The organism is Micromonospora vinacea (assembly GCF_015751785.1).
Classification (GTDB): Bacteria; Actinomycetota; Actinomycetes; order Mycobacteriales; family Micromonosporaceae; genus Micromonospora; species Micromonospora vinacea.
Map to the genome: position 1 here is coordinate 3403634 of NZ_JADOTY010000001.1, position 16416 is coordinate 3420049.

General features: G+C 71.5%; 15 protein-coding genes. 10 read left to right on the top strand and 5 right to left on the bottom strand.

Going from position 1 to position 16416, the window contains the following annotated elements:
- Positions 1-54 precede the first annotated feature (54 nt).
- Both pyrH and frr read left to right on the top strand, forming a co-directional pair.
- Entirely contained in the window at positions 55-822 is a 768-nt protein-coding gene (gene pyrH / locus IW249_RS16310; protein ID WP_030335195.1) for a UMP kinase, read from the top strand.
- A gap of 86 nt (positions 823-908) precedes the next feature.
- The gene (gene frr, locus IW249_RS16315) at positions 909-1466 is read left to right on the top strand and encodes a ribosome recycling factor (RefSeq protein WP_088946658.1); all 558 of its coding nucleotides are present in this window, start codon (positions 909-911) and stop codon (positions 1464-1466) included.
- 72 nt (positions 1467-1538) lie between these two features.
- On the opposite strand, the gene IW249_RS16320 is transcribed toward frr, so the two are convergent.
- Positions 1539-1982, bottom strand: coding sequence for a hypothetical protein (locus IW249_RS16320; protein ID WP_196921543.1), 444 nt, complete (start codon positions 1980-1982; stop codon positions 1539-1541).
- A 381-nt stretch (positions 1983-2363) separates the two neighbouring features.
- On the opposite strand from IW249_RS16320, the gene IW249_RS16325 reads away from it, so the two are divergent.
- The 3 genes from IW249_RS16325 (at position 2364) to IW249_RS16335 (ending at position 6200) form a co-directional block, all read left to right on the top strand.
- Positions 2364-3743 (top strand): phosphatidate cytidylyltransferase, encoded by a 1380-nt coding sequence (locus tag IW249_RS16325; RefSeq protein WP_196921544.1) that lies wholly within the window; start codon positions 2364-2366, stop codon positions 3741-3743.
- A 104-nt stretch (positions 3744-3847) separates the two neighbouring features.
- Positions 3848-5005: a dual-specificity RNA methyltransferase RlmN gene (gene rlmN / locus IW249_RS16330; RefSeq protein WP_196921545.1), complete on the top strand. Its 1158-nt coding sequence runs from the start codon at positions 3848-3850 to the stop codon at positions 5003-5005.
- 31 nt (positions 5006-5036) lie between these two features.
- Positions 5037-6200 carry a DivIVA domain-containing protein gene (locus IW249_RS16335; RefSeq protein ID WP_196921546.1) on the top strand — a complete coding sequence of 388 codons (1164 nt, stop codon included), beginning with the start codon at positions 5037-5039 and terminating at the stop codon, positions 6198-6200.
- An 85-nt stretch (positions 6201-6285) separates the two neighbouring features.
- Here IW249_RS16335 and IW249_RS16340 read toward each other — a convergent pair whose 3' ends face one another.
- Positions 6286-6507, bottom strand: coding sequence for a DUF2631 domain-containing protein (locus IW249_RS16340; RefSeq protein WP_130408195.1), 222 nt, complete (start codon positions 6505-6507; stop codon positions 6286-6288).
- 197 nt (positions 6508-6704) lie between these two features.
- Between IW249_RS16340 and IW249_RS16345 the strand changes: the two genes are divergently transcribed.
- The gene (locus IW249_RS16345; RefSeq protein WP_196921547.1) at positions 6705-8285 is read left to right on the top strand and encodes a Rieske 2Fe-2S domain-containing protein; all 1581 of its coding nucleotides are present in this window, start codon (positions 6705-6707) and stop codon (positions 8283-8285) included.
- Positions 8286-8385: 100 nt separating this feature from the next.
- Here the strand turns inward: IW249_RS16345 and IW249_RS16350 are convergent, their stop codons facing one another.
- The 3 genes from IW249_RS16350 to IW249_RS16360 form a co-directional block, all read right to left on the bottom strand.
- Positions 8386-9981, bottom strand: a complete 1596-nt coding sequence (locus IW249_RS16350; protein ID WP_196921548.1) for a phytoene desaturase family protein — start codon at positions 9979-9981, stop codon at positions 8386-8388.
- Positions 9982-10101: 120 nt separating this feature from the next.
- Positions 10102-11946: a HAMP domain-containing sensor histidine kinase gene (locus IW249_RS16355; RefSeq protein WP_307788606.1), complete on the bottom strand. Its 1845-nt coding sequence runs from the start codon at positions 11944-11946 to the stop codon at positions 10102-10104.
- Entirely contained in the window at positions 11936-12634 is a 699-nt protein-coding gene (locus IW249_RS16360) for a response regulator transcription factor (RefSeq protein WP_196921549.1), read from the bottom strand. Before IW249_RS16360 ends, IW249_RS16355 begins: the two co-directional genes overlap by 11 nt.
- Before the next feature lie 113 nt (positions 12635-12747).
- On the opposite strand from IW249_RS16360, the gene IW249_RS16365 reads away from it, so the two are divergent.
- Genes IW249_RS16365 through IW249_RS16380 form a run of 4 tightly spaced genes read left to right on the top strand, consistent with a single transcriptional unit; the run spans position 12748 to position 16379 of the window.
- On the top strand, positions 12748-13362 hold the full coding sequence (locus tag IW249_RS16365) for a hypothetical protein (RefSeq protein ID WP_196921550.1): 615 nt from the start codon (positions 12748-12750) through the stop codon (positions 13360-13362).
- On the top strand, positions 13349-14482 hold the full coding sequence (locus IW249_RS16370) for a peptidoglycan-binding domain-containing protein (RefSeq protein ID WP_196921551.1): 1134 nt from the start codon (positions 13349-13351) through the stop codon (positions 14480-14482). Before IW249_RS16365 ends, IW249_RS16370 begins: the two co-directional genes overlap by 14 nt.
- The gene (locus tag IW249_RS16375; protein WP_196924813.1) at positions 14482-15171 is read left to right on the top strand and encodes an ABC transporter ATP-binding protein; all 690 of its coding nucleotides are present in this window, start codon (positions 14482-14484) and stop codon (positions 15169-15171) included. Before IW249_RS16370 ends, IW249_RS16375 begins: the two co-directional genes overlap by 1 nt.
- Positions 15168-16379: an ABC transporter permease gene (locus IW249_RS16380; RefSeq protein ID WP_372432968.1), complete on the top strand. Its 1212-nt coding sequence runs from the start codon at positions 15168-15170 to the stop codon at positions 16377-16379. The genes IW249_RS16375 and IW249_RS16380 overlap by 4 nt, the downstream gene beginning before the upstream one ends.
- Positions 16380-16416: the final 37 nt, after the last annotated feature.

A 16416-nucleotide genomic window follows, 5' to 3' on the forward strand; every position in this document is an offset into this window, starting at 1 on the left:
GCAGGTTCGCGGTACGCGCCGCACGGGGCGTGCGCGTGGGGAAGGGCGGGGCGGATGACGCAGGTTGTGAGTGACCGGACGCTGGAGCTGGACGATCCGACGGCACCGCCGCCGGGGCGTGCCCGCCGGGTGGTGCTGAAGCTCTCCGGTGAGGTCTTCGGTGGCGGCGCGATCGGCGTCGACCCGGACGTCGTCCAGGCCATCGCCCGGCAGATCGCCACAGTGGTCCGCCGCGGTGTGCAGGTCTCCGTGGTGGTCGGCGGCGGCAACTTCTTCCGCGGGGCGGAGCTGCAGAAGCGTGGGATGGACCGGGCCCGCGCCGACTACATGGGCATGCTCGGCACCGTGATGAACTGCCTCGCGCTCCAGGACTTCCTGGAGAAGGAGGGCATCGAGACCCGGGTGCAGAGCGCCATCACCATGGCCCAGGTCGCCGAGCCGTACATTCCGCTGCGGGCCATCCGGCACCTGGAGAAGGGCCGCGTGGTCATCTTCGGCGCCGGCGCCGGAATGCCGTACTTCTCCACGGACACGGTGGCCGCCCAGCGGGCGCTGGAGATCCGGGCCGACGTGGTGCTGATGAGCAAGAACGGCGTGGACGGCGTCTACACCGCCGACCCCCGGATCGACCCCACCGCCAGCAAGCTCGACTCGATCACCTTCTCCGAGGTGCTGCGCCGCAACCTGCGGGTGGCGGATGCGGCGGCGTTCAGCCTCTGCATGGAGAACGGCCTGCCGATGCTGGTCTTCGGCGCGCAGGGTGACGACACCATCATCCGCGCGGTGGGTGGCGACAAGATCGGCACCCTGATCACCGCCTGAGTCGCGCCGACGGCGACGACAGCAGCAGCGGGTCTGACGACTTTCAGCAGAGCCCACGACGAGCACAGAAGGAGGCGAGGAGACCGGTGATCGACGACACCCTCCTCGAGGCCGAGGAGAAGATGGAGCGTGCGGTTGAGCACGCCAAGGAGGAGTTCGGCGCCATCCGTACCGGTCGCGCCAACGCCGCCATGTTCTCCAAGGTCATCATCGACTACTACGGCACGCCCACGCCGCTGACGCAGATGGCGTCCATCGCGGTCCCCGAGCCGCGGATGGCCATCATCAAGCCGTACGACAACTCGCAGATCAACGCCATGGAGAAGGCGATCCGCGACTCGGACCTCGGGGTGAACCCGAACAACGAGGGCAACCAGCTGCGCATCCTGCTCCCGCAGATGACCGAGGAACGCCGCCGCGACATGATCAAGGTGGCTCGGCACAAGGGCGAGGAGGCCAAGGTGGCGATCCGCAACGTCCGCCGCCGTGGCAAGGAGGAGCTGGACCGCATCGTCAAGGACGGCGAGGCCGGCGAGGACGACGGTCGCCGCGCCGAGAAGGAACTCGACGACCTGACCCAGCGGTACGTGGCCAGCATCGACGACCTGGTGAAGCACAAGGAAACCGAGCTGCTCGAGGTGTGACCGCCCCCGGCTGGGCGGCTGAGCTGCGCCGAGGCCCGTTCCCGACGTCGGGAACGGGCCTCGTTGGGTAGGTCAGCAGGGAATCCAGACGGTCCTGGTGCTCTCGGCGAACTGCTCGCCGGTGGCCGAGTCGCGCAGCGAGAAGTGTGCGGTGGCCCGGCCGGGGTGCAGCGCCGGGGCGATCCGGGCGAACGCCATCCCGAGTTCGACGGTGCCGCCGTCGCAGAGGATCTCGCCGGCGCCGTGTCCGCCGGTGGCCCAGAGGGTCGGCAGGCCGTCCTGCACCAGCGAGGCCGACATGAGGACGATGCCGGCCGGGCAGTGCCGGGCGGTGGCGGTGACCCCCGCCGCCGGGTACGTCACTCCCGGCTCGCCGACGGGCGGCTCGAAGGGGAACAGTTCGCTGGTGTGGCGGTCGATGGTGATCCTGGTCCGTGCCGTGGTGGCGGCGGCCGGTGACCCTGCTCCCAGGACCATGGCGGCCACCGTCAGCACCGCGAGACCGAAGTTGTACATGTGAGTGCCCTTCCCCCGTTCCGACGCGCGGGCGGGTGCCAGCGCGGCACCAGCGGACCACGCGGGACGTGTTCGCTCAGTACTCGATCGCGCACCGGACGAGTCGGATCGACGGCTGCGGATCGGCTGCGGTCTGCCGTACCGGACGGGTGGGCGCCGCTGGCCGACGGCCTGGCGGCGAGGGTGACGTCCGTCGGCGTGCCTCGTCCGCCGTGCCGGTCCGGTGTGTGCAGTAGGCTCGGCAGGATTCCCGGCCACCGGGTGGTGAACACCGGGGATCGACCGACCGTCGGGGCGGTCAATCGGAGGAACATCGCACGTGTAGGGGATGCTTGTGGTCTTGCGTCATGTGGTGGTTCTCGTGCCGCGTCGCGGTGCGTGATGTCCCACCCCGACCCCTACGGCAGCGAGCCTCGCGGCTGGGACCGGCCGGAGCGCCCGGTGGCGCTGCCCTGGCCGGAGCAGGAGCTGGAGGCCGGCCAGTGGATCCGGCGTCCGGCCGCTGGCCCTGAGCTGTACGCCGACCCGCACGCCCGGCCGTACGCCGACCCGCATTCCGCGGACCCGTTCGACGAGCGCGGCCGCCCGGTCCGTCCGGACGACCGCTTCGACGACCGGGACCGGCACGATCGTTTCGACGACCGGGACCGGCACGTGGACGACCGCAACCAGCCCGACCGGTACGACGACCGGGGGCGCGGTGACCGGTACCCGGGTCGACCTCCCGCGGCTGGCGACGGGCCGCCCCGTTACGACGGCCCGGACCGTGGGCACTTCGTCGAGCCGGGCCCTCCCGCCCGCCTCGACGACCCGGGGTACCCGACCGAGCAGCTCGCGCCCGTGCGGGCCGAGGTGGTGCCGGACGAGGCTCCGACGACCGGTCGACGGGCGAAGGGGCGCCGTCGGGCCAGCCTCGACCGACCGGCCACCCAGCAGGTGGGCACCGGGCGGGCGGGGCGCAACCTTCCCGCGGCGATCGGGGTCGGGCTCGGCCTCGGCGCGCTGATCGTGGTGCCGCTGCTGGTCTACCCGTTGGCGTTCCTGCCGGTGATCGCCGCAGCGGTCGCCATCGGCATCTGGGAGATGGCCCGCGCGGTTCGACGCAGCGGCGCGCACCCGCCGCTGGTGCCGTTGATCGCCGGTGGCGTGTTGACGGTGGGTCTGGCCTGGTACGCCGGCCCGGACGCGCTCAGCCTGGGGCTGCTGGTCACAGTGCTCGGCACCATGATCTGGCGGTTGGGTGACGGGCCGGCCGGCTTCCAGCGGGATATCACCGCGGCCACGCTGATCGCCGTCTACGTGCCGTTCCTCGCCGGTTTCGCGGCGTTGCTGGCGGCGGCCCCCGACGACGGCCACCTGCGCATCCTGGCCACGCTGATCGGGGTGGTCCTCTCCGACACCGGTGGGTACGCGGCCGGTGTCTCCTTCGGCCGTCACCCGATGGCCCCGTCGATTAGCCCGAAGAAGTCCTGGGAGGGCTTCGCCGGCTCGGTCACCGCGGCGGCCCTGGGCAGCGCGGTGCTGCTGTGGCTGATGTTCGAGGTGGCCCCCTGGTGGGGCGCGCTGTTCGGGGTGGCCGTCTCCTGCGCGGCGGTCCTCGGCGACCTGGCCGAGTCGATGATCAAGCGGGATCTCGGCGTGAAGGACATGAGCAACCTGCTGCCCGGCCACGGCGGTCTGATGGACCGGCTCGACTCGATCCTGTTCGCGGTGCCGACGGCCTACCTGCTGCTGGCGGTCTTCGTACCGGTGGTGAGCTGAGGTATGAATCACGGCGACCTGGTCATCCGGCTCCGGCGCTCGCGGCCCGTTCGACACCTCCGGACCGGCAGCCGCCGCCGACGGCGTGACACACTGGACCAGCCATGACGAGCCTGCCCCTGATCCCCGCCATCTCGGTCGCCCCCGCCGCGCGCCGGGCCTCCATGCCCCCTCAGCACCTCGCTGACCTGGACCTGGCCGGCCGCCAGGCGTTGGTCACCGGGCTGGGTGAGCCGGCCTTCCGCGCCAAGCAGATCTCCAACCACTACTTCGGGCGGTTGGTCCGCGACCCGCAGGAGATGACCGATCTGCCTGCGGCTACCCGGGAGCGGCTGGCCGACCAGTTGCTGCCGACGTTGCTCAACCCGGTGCGCGAGCTGGCCTGCGACGACGGTGCGACCCGCAAGGCGCTCTGGCGGCTGCACGACGGTGCGCTGGTGGAGAGCGTGCTGATGGGCTACCCGGACCGGGTGACCGTCTGCATCTCCAGCCAGGCGGGCTGCGGCATGGCGTGTCCGTTCTGCGCGACCGGCCAGGCCGGGCTGACCCGCAACCTGTCGACGGCGGAGATCGTCGACCAGGCGGTGTACATGGCCGGGGTGGCTGCCTCCGGCGTGGTCGCGGGTTCCCCGCCGAGGCTGTCGCGCGTCGTCTTCATGGGCATGGGCGAGCCGCTGGCCAACTACAACCGGGTAATCGCGGCGATCCGTCGGCTGGTCAGCCCGGCTCCGGAGGGGCTCGGCCTGTCCCAGCGGCACATCACCGTTTCCACGGTCGGCCTGGTTCCGGCCATCCACCGACTGGCCAGCGAAGACCTCTCAGTGACCCTTGCGCTGTCGTTGCACGCGCCCGATGATGATCTGCGCGACGAACTCGTGCCGGTAAACCAGCGCTGGAAGGTAGCCGAGGTGCTGGACGCAGCGTGGGACTACGCCGCCCGGACGGGCCGTCGCGTGTCGATCGAATACGCGATGATCAAGGACGTGAACGACCAGCCGTGGCGAGCCGACCTGCTCGGGCGGCTGCTGGCCGGCAAATTGGCCCACGTGAACCTCATTCCGCTCAATCCGACGCCGGGCAGTCGTTGGGACGCCAGCCCGAAGCCGGTCGAGCGGGAGTTCGTCCGGCGGTTGCGCGACGCCGGGGTGTCCACCACAGTTCGGGACACCCGGGGTCGCGAGATCGACGGCGCGTGTGGCCAACTCGCCGCCGCCGAGGACAACGACACCAACACCGACCGCGCCGGAGAGGCACCGGCGTGACCGGGCGTGGCGAACGAGACCAGGAGACATAGTGGCGAGTCAGGGTCAGCGTTTCCGGCGCAAGGCGCTCCGCCGGGGATACAAGGTCGACGAGGTGGATGCCTTCCTCGACCGGGTCGAGTCGACGCTCGACGGCCGACAGGTCGGTGCCCCGGTGGCCTCCCAGGAGGTTCATGACGTCGTCTTCCGGGTCCGCTTCAACGGCTACGACGAGTGGCAGGTCGACCTTCACCTGGACCGGGTCGAGCGGCAGCTGGCCGAGCTGGAGGAGCGCAACAGCGCCGGGCGCGGTGGCGACCCCCGGATGGGTGACCGGATGGGCCCACCGGACCGCATGGGTCCGCCCATGCGTGACGACCGGGGCATGGTGCCGCAGCCGATGCCGCCCCGGGCGATGCCCGCGCAGGCCGGCCCGCCCTACGGTCGCTACGACGAGCCGACCGGTGCCTTCGCCGGTGGGTACGACGCCCCCCGCGGTGGTGGTTACGACGCGCCACGTGGCCCGGCCGGCCCGCCGATGGGTCCCGGTGGCCCGATGGGCCCCGGCCCGATGGGTGGCCAGGGCATGCCGCAGCGCGGCCTGCCCGCCGGCCCCAGTGGGTACGGCCCCCCGGACGACCAGCGCTCACCCGGCGGGTACGGCCCGGATGATCAGCGCGGCGGGTACGGCCCCGACGACCAGCGCACCCCCGGCGGTTATCCGCCGCCGCCGGAGGAGCCGCGTTTCGACGGCTTCGAGGCCGGGCGGCACGGTCGCGCCGACATGACCGCCGAGATCCGGATGCCGGAGCGGGACCTGCGCGACATGCGCCGTGGTCCGGCCGGTCCGCCTCCGCTGCCGCAGCAGGGCATGGGTGGTCCGCCGATGGCCGGCCCGCCCGCGGTCGCCGGCCCGCCGATGGGTGGTCCCCCGATGGGTGGCCCGCCGATGGCCGGTCCGCCCGGCAGCGACCTGTACCGGGTCGACCAGATCCGCCGCAGCTTCCAGGTGCGCCGGTTCGGCAGCGGGTACGACCCCGACCAGGTGGACCGCTTCTTCGACACCCTGCTCGGTGGCATGCAGCGCCGTAACCCGATGCCGGTCGACCCGAAGGACCTGGACACGCTCCGGTTCGGCCTGGTGCCGGGTGGCTACTTCGAGGCCGAGGTCGACGCCGCGCTCAAGGACGTGCAGGACATCCTCTTCGGGCGCTGACCCCGACGCGTACGGACGAGGGCCCGTCCCCCGGGTGGGGGCGGGCCCTCGGCGTTCTCGGCCGGTCGTCCGGCGGTGGGTCGGGTCAGGAGCGCAGACCGTTGCGCCGCAGCACGATGTCGCCGATCACGATGATCAGCAGCAGTGCGGCCAGGCCGATCAGCCAGATGTCCTCGACCCTGCCCTCGTGGTTGCCGCAGATCATCGCCAGCAGCGCCAGTGCGGACAGCACGGCGCCGATCTGCCCGGCCTTGCGGTGCCCGGGCTTGTGCTGGTCTGGCGACGTTACCGGCTCGCTTCCTGCCACTGTCGGTCCTTCCCTCGCGATCGGATCTTTGGTTAGTCTGGCACGCCTCGTGCGCGGCGCGGTGGGGTGGGGGTTTCCTGGCCATCGGCCCTGCCTACCCGGGCTGAACGGCACTACCGGCGTCGCGGGGTGGTGGTCAGACTCGCTCCGGTAGCGTTTGGCGTACACCTGATTGTCTGTTTGAGGGGGACTGTGCGGTGCGAGTGACCGGAACCGGGCACGCCAGCATGCGGATCGACACGGCCGCGGGCAGCATCCTGTGCGACCCGTGGGTGAATCCGGCCTACTTCGCGTCGTGGTTCCCGTTCCCGGACAATTCACTGTTGGACTGGGAAACCCTGGGGCAGGTCGACTACCTGTACGTCTCCCACCTGCACCGGGACCACTTCGACGCGAAGCACCTGCGCGACTTCGTTTCCAAGGACGCCACGGTCCTGCTCCCCGAGTTCCCGACCTCGGAGATGGAGGACGAGTTCCGGGCGCTGGGCTTCACCAAGTTCCTGAAGGCGCCCAACGAGCAGGTGGTGGAGTTGCCCGGCGGCCTGAAGATCATGATTCAGGCGTTGACCAGCCCGACCGACGGGCCGATCGGCGACTCCTCGCTCTGGGTGGAGTACGAGGGTGTGCGGCTGCTCAACCAGAACGACGCCCGCCCCACCGACCTGAGCGTCTTCGCCGAGTTGGGGCACGTGCACGCGCACCTGCTCCAGTTCTCCGGTGCGATCTGGTACCCGATGGTCTACGAACTGCCGCAGGCGGCGAAGACCGCGTTCGGCAAGCAGAAGCGGGACCGGCAGTTCGACCGGACCTGGCGGTACATCGACGACCTGAAGGCGTCGCACGTCTTCCCGATCGCCGGTCCGCCGTGCTTCCTCGACGACGCCCTGTGGCAGTTCAACGACATCCACGGCGACGAGGGCAACATCTTCCCCGACCAGTCCGTCTTCCTGTCGGAGTACGCCAAGGTCGGCGGCACCAACGGGATCGTCCTGCTGCCGGGCAGCGTCGCCGAGGTCACCACAGAGGGCGCGAGCACCACCCACCCGGTGCCGGTGGAGGAGTTCTTCGCGAACAAGGTCGCCCACCTGGAGGAGATGCGGGAGCGCAAGCGCCCGATCATCGAGGCGGAGAAGGCGTCCTGGCGGCACCCCGAGGTGGACGTGCTCGGCGAGATGAAGCGTCGGATCGAGCCGCTGCTCGACGAGTCGATCTACCTGGCCAAGGGGGTCGGCGGCCCGGTCCGCTTCGACCTGGTGGGGTATGACGGTGAGAGCGTCGAGTCGATCGTGGTGGACTTCCCGGGCAAGGAGGTCCGGCCGTACGCGGACGAGAAGGTGCGCTACCGGTTCCGGACCGAGCGGTCGCTGATCGAGCACCTGCTCTTCATCGACGAGGTGGACTGGGTCAACTCGCTCTTCCTGTCCTGCCGGTTCTCGGCGGCCCGGATCGGCCAGTACAACGAGTTCGTCTACGCGTTCTTCAAGTGCCTTTCCGAGGAGCGGCTCCAGTACGCCGAGGGCTGGTACGACGAGCACGAGCGCAGCACCGACGCCGAGGACATCACGTTGGGCGACTGGGTGGTGCAGCGGCGCTGCCCGCACCTGAAGGCGGACCTGACCCGATTCGGCATCGTCGACGGCGACCAGCTCACCTGCCAGTTGCACGGCTGGCGCTTCGACCTGCCCAGCGGCCGCTGCCTGACCAGCGTCGGCCACAAGGTGAGAGCCCACCGCGTGGACGCGGAGACCCCGGCCCCCGCAGGCGAGGCCGTGATCTGACCCCACCTCACCGCCGCGATCTTGCACTTTCTGTCCCGCCGAACCAGGGCATACCACCCATGGCGGCGGCCGAGAGTGCAAGATCGCGGGGGAGTTCGGGTTAGCTGCCCAGGTCGGTGAGGATTTTGCGGGCGGCGTTGTGGCCGGCCGCGCCGATGACGCTGCCGGCCGGGTGGCAGCCGGCGCTGCCGGCGTACACGCCGTCGATGCCGGTGGCGTAGGGCATCCGGTCGGTGAACGAGACGGTGTTGTCGACGTGGTGGATGTGCCCGCCGGTGATGCCGAAGTGCTCCTCGATGCCGGGTGGCGGCAGCGGCACCGCGTCGGCGATCAGGTCGGCGGTCCCGGGCGCGTACCGCTCGACGATCCCGACGAGCCGGTCGACGTAGCCGGGCAGCTCCGCGTCCCAGGTGGTGCCGGCCAGCTCGTAGGGGACGGACTGCACGAAGAGCGCCGAGGAGTGGTGCCCGGCGGCGTCGGAGAGCGACGGGTCGACGGTGGTGTGCAGGTACCACTCGATGGTGGGCTCCGAGGGCAGCAGCCCGGCCTGCACGTCCGCCCACATCGCGCGCAGCGCGGTCATCGGCGACGCCTCCGCCCCGCCGACCAGCGACGCGGACCCGGGCAGCAGGTGGATGGTCGAGCCGAACGGGCTCGGCGTACCGGCCGGCAGGCAGGAGAAGTTCGGCAGGCCGGTGAGCGCCAGGTTGAGCTTGAGCGTGGTGCCGGGCCGGCGGACCGCCGCCATCCGTTCGCCGAGCCGCGCCGGCAACGCGCCGTCGGGCAACAGGTCCATCAAGCGGTACGGGTCGCACGCGCCGAGCACCACCCGGGCGGCGACCTCCCGGCCGTCGGCCAGTACCACTCCGCTCGCCGCGCCGCCGTCCAGTGTCACCGCGTGCACCGGCGTACCGGTCAGAATCGTCGCTCCGGCGGCGCGCGCGGCCTCGGCGAACGTCCGGGAGACCGTGCCCATCCCACCCTCGGCGATCATCCAGGTGCCGCCGGAGCCGGGCAGTCTGCACATGTTGTGCACGAGGAAGTTGTGACCGGTGCCGGGGTCGTCGGGGCCGGCGTTGAGCCCGGACAGCCCGTCGGTGACCGCGTACATGCTGACCAGCAGCTCCGAGCGGAACTCGAACCGGGCCAGGTAGTCGGCGACCGAGCCCTGCACGAGGTCGACGAAGACCTGGCGCAACGCCGGGCGGACGTGCCGCTCGGCGGTCTCCTCGACGCTCAGCGGCTCCGCCAACCAGGCCGGGGCGAGGTCTTCGCGCAGCGCGGCCAACTCGGCCTGCATGGCATCGTCGGCGGCCACGTCGGCGGGGGAGAAGAACTCGGCGAGCTGCGCCCGGGTGGCGGCGGTGTCACTGCCGAAGAGCAGGTACGGCGAGCCGAGGCCGCCCGGGGTGGGCAGGAAGTAGTGCGGGTCGCGGCGCAGCACCGGGATCCGTACGTCGAGCGTGGCGAGCAGCTCCGGGGGCATCAGCCCGAGCAGGTACGAGCCGGTGGAGTGGCGTAGCCCCGGCACCTTCGGAAACGGGTTCTCGGTGCGCGTCGCGCCGCCGATCACGTCGGCGGCCTCCAACACGAGGACGTCCAGGCCGGCGCGGGCCAGCAGGACCGCGGAGACCAGACCGTTGTGCCCGGCACCGACGATCACGACATCGGCGCGGGCCGGAATCTCACTGCTCATGCCGCGGCAGCCTAGTCCGCGCCGCCCGGCCAGGTCAGCCCTTCCGCGCGCGTCCTCGGTGATCAAGAGGTTTGCGTCGTTCGACGGCCCTCCGGTGACGCAAACCTCTTGATCACCGGTTCAGGGGTGGGGAGGGGGTAGGTGGAGGGCGAAGGTGGACCCTTGGGTGGGGGTGCTGGTGGCAGTGACCGTGCCGCCGTGGGCTTCGATGAGTTTGCGCACGATGGCGAGGCCCAGGCCACTGCCGCCGGTCTGCCGGCTCCGGGACTTCTCGGCCCGCCAGAAGCGGTCGAAGACCCGGGGCAGGTCCTCGGCGCTGATGCCGCTGCCGGTGTCGGTCACGGAGACGACGATCTCGGCGTCGGTCGCGCTGGCGCTGATCGTCACGCGCCCGCCCGACGGGGTGTGCCGTACCGCGTTGGCAACCAGGTTGCCGACGGCCTGACGGAGTCGCACCGGGTCGGCGTCCACCTGCGGGTCGGCCTCCGTACGTACCGTGATGGTGACGCCGACCCGGTCGGCCTGGACCCGGTGCGCCTCACCGACCTGGGCGAGCAGGTCGGTGAGGTAGACCCGTTCGCGGTGCAGCCGCAGCGCGCCCGCGTCTGCCTCGGCCAGGTCCTGCAGGTCGGTGATCACGTGCTGGAGCACTGTCGCTTCCTCCAGCAGTGAGGAGAGCAGCCGCCGGTCGGGGGCCGCGACGCCGTCCTCGACCGCTTCGAGCCAGCCCCGGATGTTGCTCACCGGCGTACGCATCTCGTGGGCGATGTCGCTGACCATGGCCCGGCGCAGCTGCTCCAGCCGCTCGCGCCGTTCGGCCATGTCGTTGAAGACCTCGGCCAGCCGGGCGATCTCGTCGCGACCGGTCACCCGGACCCGGGCGGACCCGTCGCCGTCGCGCATCCGCTGGGCCGCCCCGGTCAGGGCGTGCAGCGGGCGGGTCAGCCGGATGCCGGCGAGGACGGTGAAGCCGATCGTCACCAGCAGGACGAGACCGGCGACCGCGACGATGCGGGTCTGGTTGGCAGGGGAGAGGTCGAAGGTGGTCGAGGGGTGGCCGCCCGGGTCGGTGACGAAGAGGGTCGCGGCCGGGGCGACGTACGGGATGAGCTGTTCACGTCGACTGGTGCCGACGCAGGCGCTGACCGCACGGTTGTGCTCCTGGTCGACGCCGGCCGCGCTCCGGGAGTCTGGTGCGCTGGCCGCCGGCTGCCTCGTCCAGGTCCAGTTCAGGTCCACCTGCACGGCGGGCAGTCGCCGCCGCGCCAGGCAGGTGTTCACCAGGGCGTTGAGCTGGGCGAGCGCCTTCCCCTCGGTGGCCGTGTGAGCCGCGAGGTCCTCTCTCAGCTGGACACAGGCGGCACTGTCGGCGAGGTCGGTGCCGGGGGTGTCGATCCGTGGGCGGCCGGTGGGCCCGTCCACGACGCTGGCGTCGATCTGCGCTCGCATCCGGAGACACTGGACCGCTTGGGCCGCCCTGTCGCGCAGCGCCGCGCGTTCCTCGGGCGGCAGCAGGTACGGCCCGGTGGTGCGCGGGTCGATGCGGCTGGTGCCGCCGTCACCGCCGGTCGGCGGGGTGGTCCCGGGCATCAGGGCGGTGTCGACGGCCAGCGCGTCGACGGTCGCCGACGACGTCGTCGGCAGCGGGCCCGCGCCGGGTGCCGAGTCCGCGATCGGCGCACCGGTGTCGGTGGTCAGGGCGATCCGGCGGCCGACGTCCTGGGCGAGCGGCCGAAGGGCCGCGTCGACCCCGTCCCAGTTCGGGTGGGTCGCCGCGTACGCGAGCACTGTGTCGTAGATGCGGGCGTCGTCGGCGAGCGCCTGCCCCTGCTCCTGTCGGATCGCTCCGGTGGTGGTGCGGACGGCCAGCCACGCGGTAGCCGCGATCGAGCCGATGGCGATGAGGATGGCCAGCGCCAGCAGTCGCAGCAGCAGGCTGCGGCGCAGCGGAACCTCACCCGACACGGGATGACTCTTCGACCAACTTGTATCCAACGCCGTACACGGTCACCAGCCGGGCCGGCTTGCGCGGGTTCGGTTCGATCTTCCGGCGGAGGTTCATGACGTGCACGTCCACGGTCCGGTTGGTGATGTACCTGTCGAACCCGTGCAGGTAGCCCAGGAGCTGATCCCGGGTGAACGCCCGGGCGGGCTGGGCGGCCATCGCCTGGAGCAGTTGGAACTCGCCGGGGGTGCAGTCGACGAGGCGTCCGTCGCTGCGTACCTCGTGGCGCACCGGGTCGACGTGCACGGCGCCGACCCGCAGCACAGGGTCCGCCTGCGCCGTCCGCTGGCCCCGGCGCAGCAGGCTGCGGGCCCGGGCAACCAGTTCACGCGGGCTGTACGGCTTCGTCATGTAGTCGTCGGCGCCCAGGTCGAGTCCGAGTAGCAGGTCGTCCTCGGTCGACCGGGCGGTCAGCATGAGCACCGGAAGGTCGGACTCCCGGCGCAGGATGCGACAGACGTCCAGGCCGTCGACCTTCGGCATCATCACGTCGAGGACCAGCAGCTCCGGGGGCCGCTGCCGGATCCGCTCCAGGGCGGCCCGCCCGTCGGACACCACGACCACCTCGTGCCCCTCGCGTTCCAGATACCGGCGCGCCAACTCCGCCTGCTTCGGGTCGTCCTCGGCTACCAGCACGTACGCACACACGGCAGCGACTGTACGTGGCACCCGCCGGTTCCAGCGCGGCCGCTGAGCTGGGGCTATCGGATGACGACCGGTTCCTGACAGGTCTCTGACAGGTGGGCGTGAAGCTCCACGTCATGACCAACTCAACCCATCGGGTCGCGGCCGGGCTCGCCGCGGTCACAGTGCTCGCGGTCGCCCTCACCGGCTGCGGCGGCGGCGCGTCCAACGCCGACAAGGGCACCGCCAGCGGTGACGTCGCGTCGCTCACCACCCCGTCCGCCCCGGTGAACACCACCCCCGCCGGTGGTGCCGCGAACGGTCGGCCGCAGTTACGCCTGGACATGACCGACGAGGAGGAGGAGCGGCTCTGGGGGACGTACAACATCTGCCTGCATGACAACGGCGTGAAGCTGAACGAGGGCCGGTCACAACCCGGCCCGGTGGGGGACGGTACGGGTCTGTCCCTCGACCAGAGCGGGGAACCGAAGGCGGCGTACGTGGCGTGCGCGAACAAACTGCCGCTCCAGCCGCCGGAGCTGGACCCGGAGAAGAACCCGAACTACGTGAGCCAGTGGAACGACTACGTCCAGTGCCTACGTGGACGCGGTATGAAGATCCACTCGCTGCCGGACGGCTCCGGCTGGACCTACGACGACGGGGTCGCCGACCCGGCCGGCGGCCTTGAGGGTCCCGCGCTGGACAAGGCCGAGAGGGAATGCACGATGGAGATCTTCGGTGCCAAGAAGTAGTCCGACCGACGATCGTGGTCGGCGGACGACCCGGCGTACCGCGATCGTGGTGGCGACGGTGACCCTGGTGATCGCCGTGGGTGCCGGCGTCGGGGTGCTGGCGCTGCGACGTCACGCCGACGGCGACGTTGCGAGCACCCCACCATCGGTGGCCACGACGACTGTGACCCGGGCCGACCTGTCGGACACCCGCTCGCTCAACGGCACGCTCGGCTTCGGCCCGGAACGGGTGGTGAAGGGCGCCGGGGAGGGTGTCGTCACCCGGCTGCCGAAGGTGGGCGACACTGTGGCCCGGGGCAAGCCGCTCTACCGGGTCAACGACCGACCCGTGCCGGTGCTGTTCGGCGGGACCCCGCTCTTTCGCACGCTCGACAAACCCGGACTGGTGGGCAGCGACGTACGGATCGTGTGGGACAACCTGACGGCGCTGGGCTACCACACCGGCTCGCAGCCGTCCCGGGGCACCGACGGCACGAAGATCGGCACGGGTCAGGCAGTGCTCACCGGAAGCCTCGTCGCCGCGATCAAGAAGTGGCAGAAGGCCGTCGGCCTGGATCCCACCGGCACGATCGGGGTCGGGCAGGTCGCGGTGCTGAGCGGGCCGGCCCGGGTCAGCGCGGTGAAGGCGCTGCCCGGTGACCCGGTCGCCGGTGAGCTGCTTGCCGTCACCGAGAAGGTCAAGCTGGTCACCGTGCCGGTCGGGGCCACCGAGGTCGGCACCATCACGGTCGGCGCCGCCGTGGTCGTCGCCCTGCCCGACAGCTCCGAGATCCCGGCCAAAGTCGCCTCGATCTCCCAGACGGTGCGTGGCGGTGGCCCGGACGGCGGCACCGGGCAGGGCAGCCCCCCGACGGTGGACGTCCTCGTCGCCCCGACCCGGGCGGCGGACGTGGCCAAGCTGGACGCGGCCGCGGTCCAGGTCCGGTTCACCACCTCCGTCCACAAGGACGTGCTGGCGGTGCCGGTCGGCGCGCTGGTGGCGCTCCGCGAGGGCGGGCATGCGCTGCAACTGCCCGACGGTGGGTTGGTGGCCGTGGAGACCGGGATGTTCGCCAGGGGTCTGGTCGAGATCAGCGGCACCGGCGTGACCGAGGGCCTCGACGTGGTGACGGCATCGTGATCGCCGAGCCGGTGCTGAACGTCGAGGGGGTCAGTAGGACGTACCCCGGCGGGGTGACCGCGCTGGACGACGTCTCACTGACCGTGCGCGCTGGCGAGATGCTCGCCATCGTCGGGCCCTCCGGGTCCGGCAAGTCCACGTTGCTGAACATCATGGGCACCCTCGACCTGCCGACCAGCGGCCGCGTGCGCGTGGCCGGGCAGGAGGTCACCGCGCTGTCAGACCGTCGGCTCTCCGCGCTGCGGGGCCGCTGGCTGGGCTTCGTCTTCCAACAGTTCCACCTCACCGACGGGCTGGATGCCGCCGAGAACGTCGCCACCGGCCTGCTCTACGCCGGGGTGCCCCGCCGTCGCCGCCGCCGAACCGCCATCGAGGCGTTGGCCCGGGTCGGCCTGGCGCACCGGGTCGACCACCTGCCGCAGCAGCTCTCCGGCGGGGAGCGGCAGCGGGTGGCGATAGCTCGGGCACTCGTCAACGAGCCGGCGCTGGTGCTGGCCGACGAGCCGACCGGCGCCCTCGACACGGTCAACGGGGAGGCGGTTCTGGCCCTGCTCACGGACCTCAACGCGGAGGGCACCACCATCGCCGTGATCACCCACGACCGCGATCTCGCCGCCCGTACGCCTCGACAGGTGGAGATCCGCGACGGCCGGATCGTCGCCGACACCGTTGCCGGGAGCGGGGCGTGAGCGCCCGCCCGGGTGTCGCCCGGTCGACCCGGCTCGCCCCGGCGGACGTACTCCGGCTTGGATTGCTCGGGCTGACCACCCGCCGGATGCGGGCCGTCCTCTCCGCTCTGGGCATCTCCATCGGCATCGCCACGTTGGTCGTCGTGGTGGGGATCCCCGCGTCCAGCCAGCGCGACCTGATGGACCAGCTCTCCGCCCTCGGCACCAACCTGCTGCGGGCCGAGCCCGTGCCGGATCAGAACCCGCCGGTCCTCCTGCCGGAGGACGCCGCCGCCATGGCGTCGCGGATCGGGCCGGTCCACACGGCGAGCGCGGTCGCGAACACCCACACCGCCGTACGCCGCAACGACCTGCTCGACCGGTACGACACGTCCGGGCTCAGTGTGCTCGCGTCCCGGCCGGACCTGTTGGGGACCGTCAACGGCCGGATCCGCAGCGGCCGGGCCCTCGACGCCGGGACGGCCCGGCTCCCGACCGCCGTCCTCGGCTACGTCGCGGCGAGCAGGCTCGGCTTCGCCACAGTGGATCCCCGGCAACCACCCCAGGTGTTCATCGGCGAGCGCTGGTTCACAGTGATCGGCATCCTGGACCCGTTGCCGCTCTCCCCGGATCTCGACCGATCGGTGCTGGTCGGCTGGGACGCCGCCAAGGCCATGCTCGGCTTCGACGGTCACCCCACAGTCGTCTACCTGCGGGCGAGAGAGGACGCGTTGGAGGACGTCCGTGCCGTGCTGCCGGCCACCCTCAACCCGCAGCTGCCCGGGCTGGTCCAGGTCAGCCGCCCCTCCGACGCGCTCGCCGCGAAACGGGCCACCGAGGACAGCTTCTCCGCGCTGTTCCTCGGGTTGGCGGCGGTCGCCCTTCTGGTCGGTGGGATCGGCGTGGCCAACACGATGGTCATCTCGGTGTTGGAGCGCCGTCGGGAGATCGGCCTGCGCCGGGCGCTCGGCGCGAACCGTGGCCAGATCCGGGTGCAGTTCCTCACCGAGTCGGTGTTGCTCAGCGTGCTCGGCGGCACGGCCGGGGCAGCCCTCGGAGTGCTCGCGACTGTCGGCTACGCCAGCTACCAGGGCTGGCCGCCCACCATCCCGCTGACCGCGGTGGTAGGCGGGATAGCCGGCGCCCTCCTGGTAGGGGTGATCGCCGGCGTCTACCCGTCCATCCGAGCCGCCCGCCTAACCCCTACCGAAGCCCTCTCCACCCCCTAACCCCCTGCCCCCGCCTCACCCCTCCCGATGATCAAGA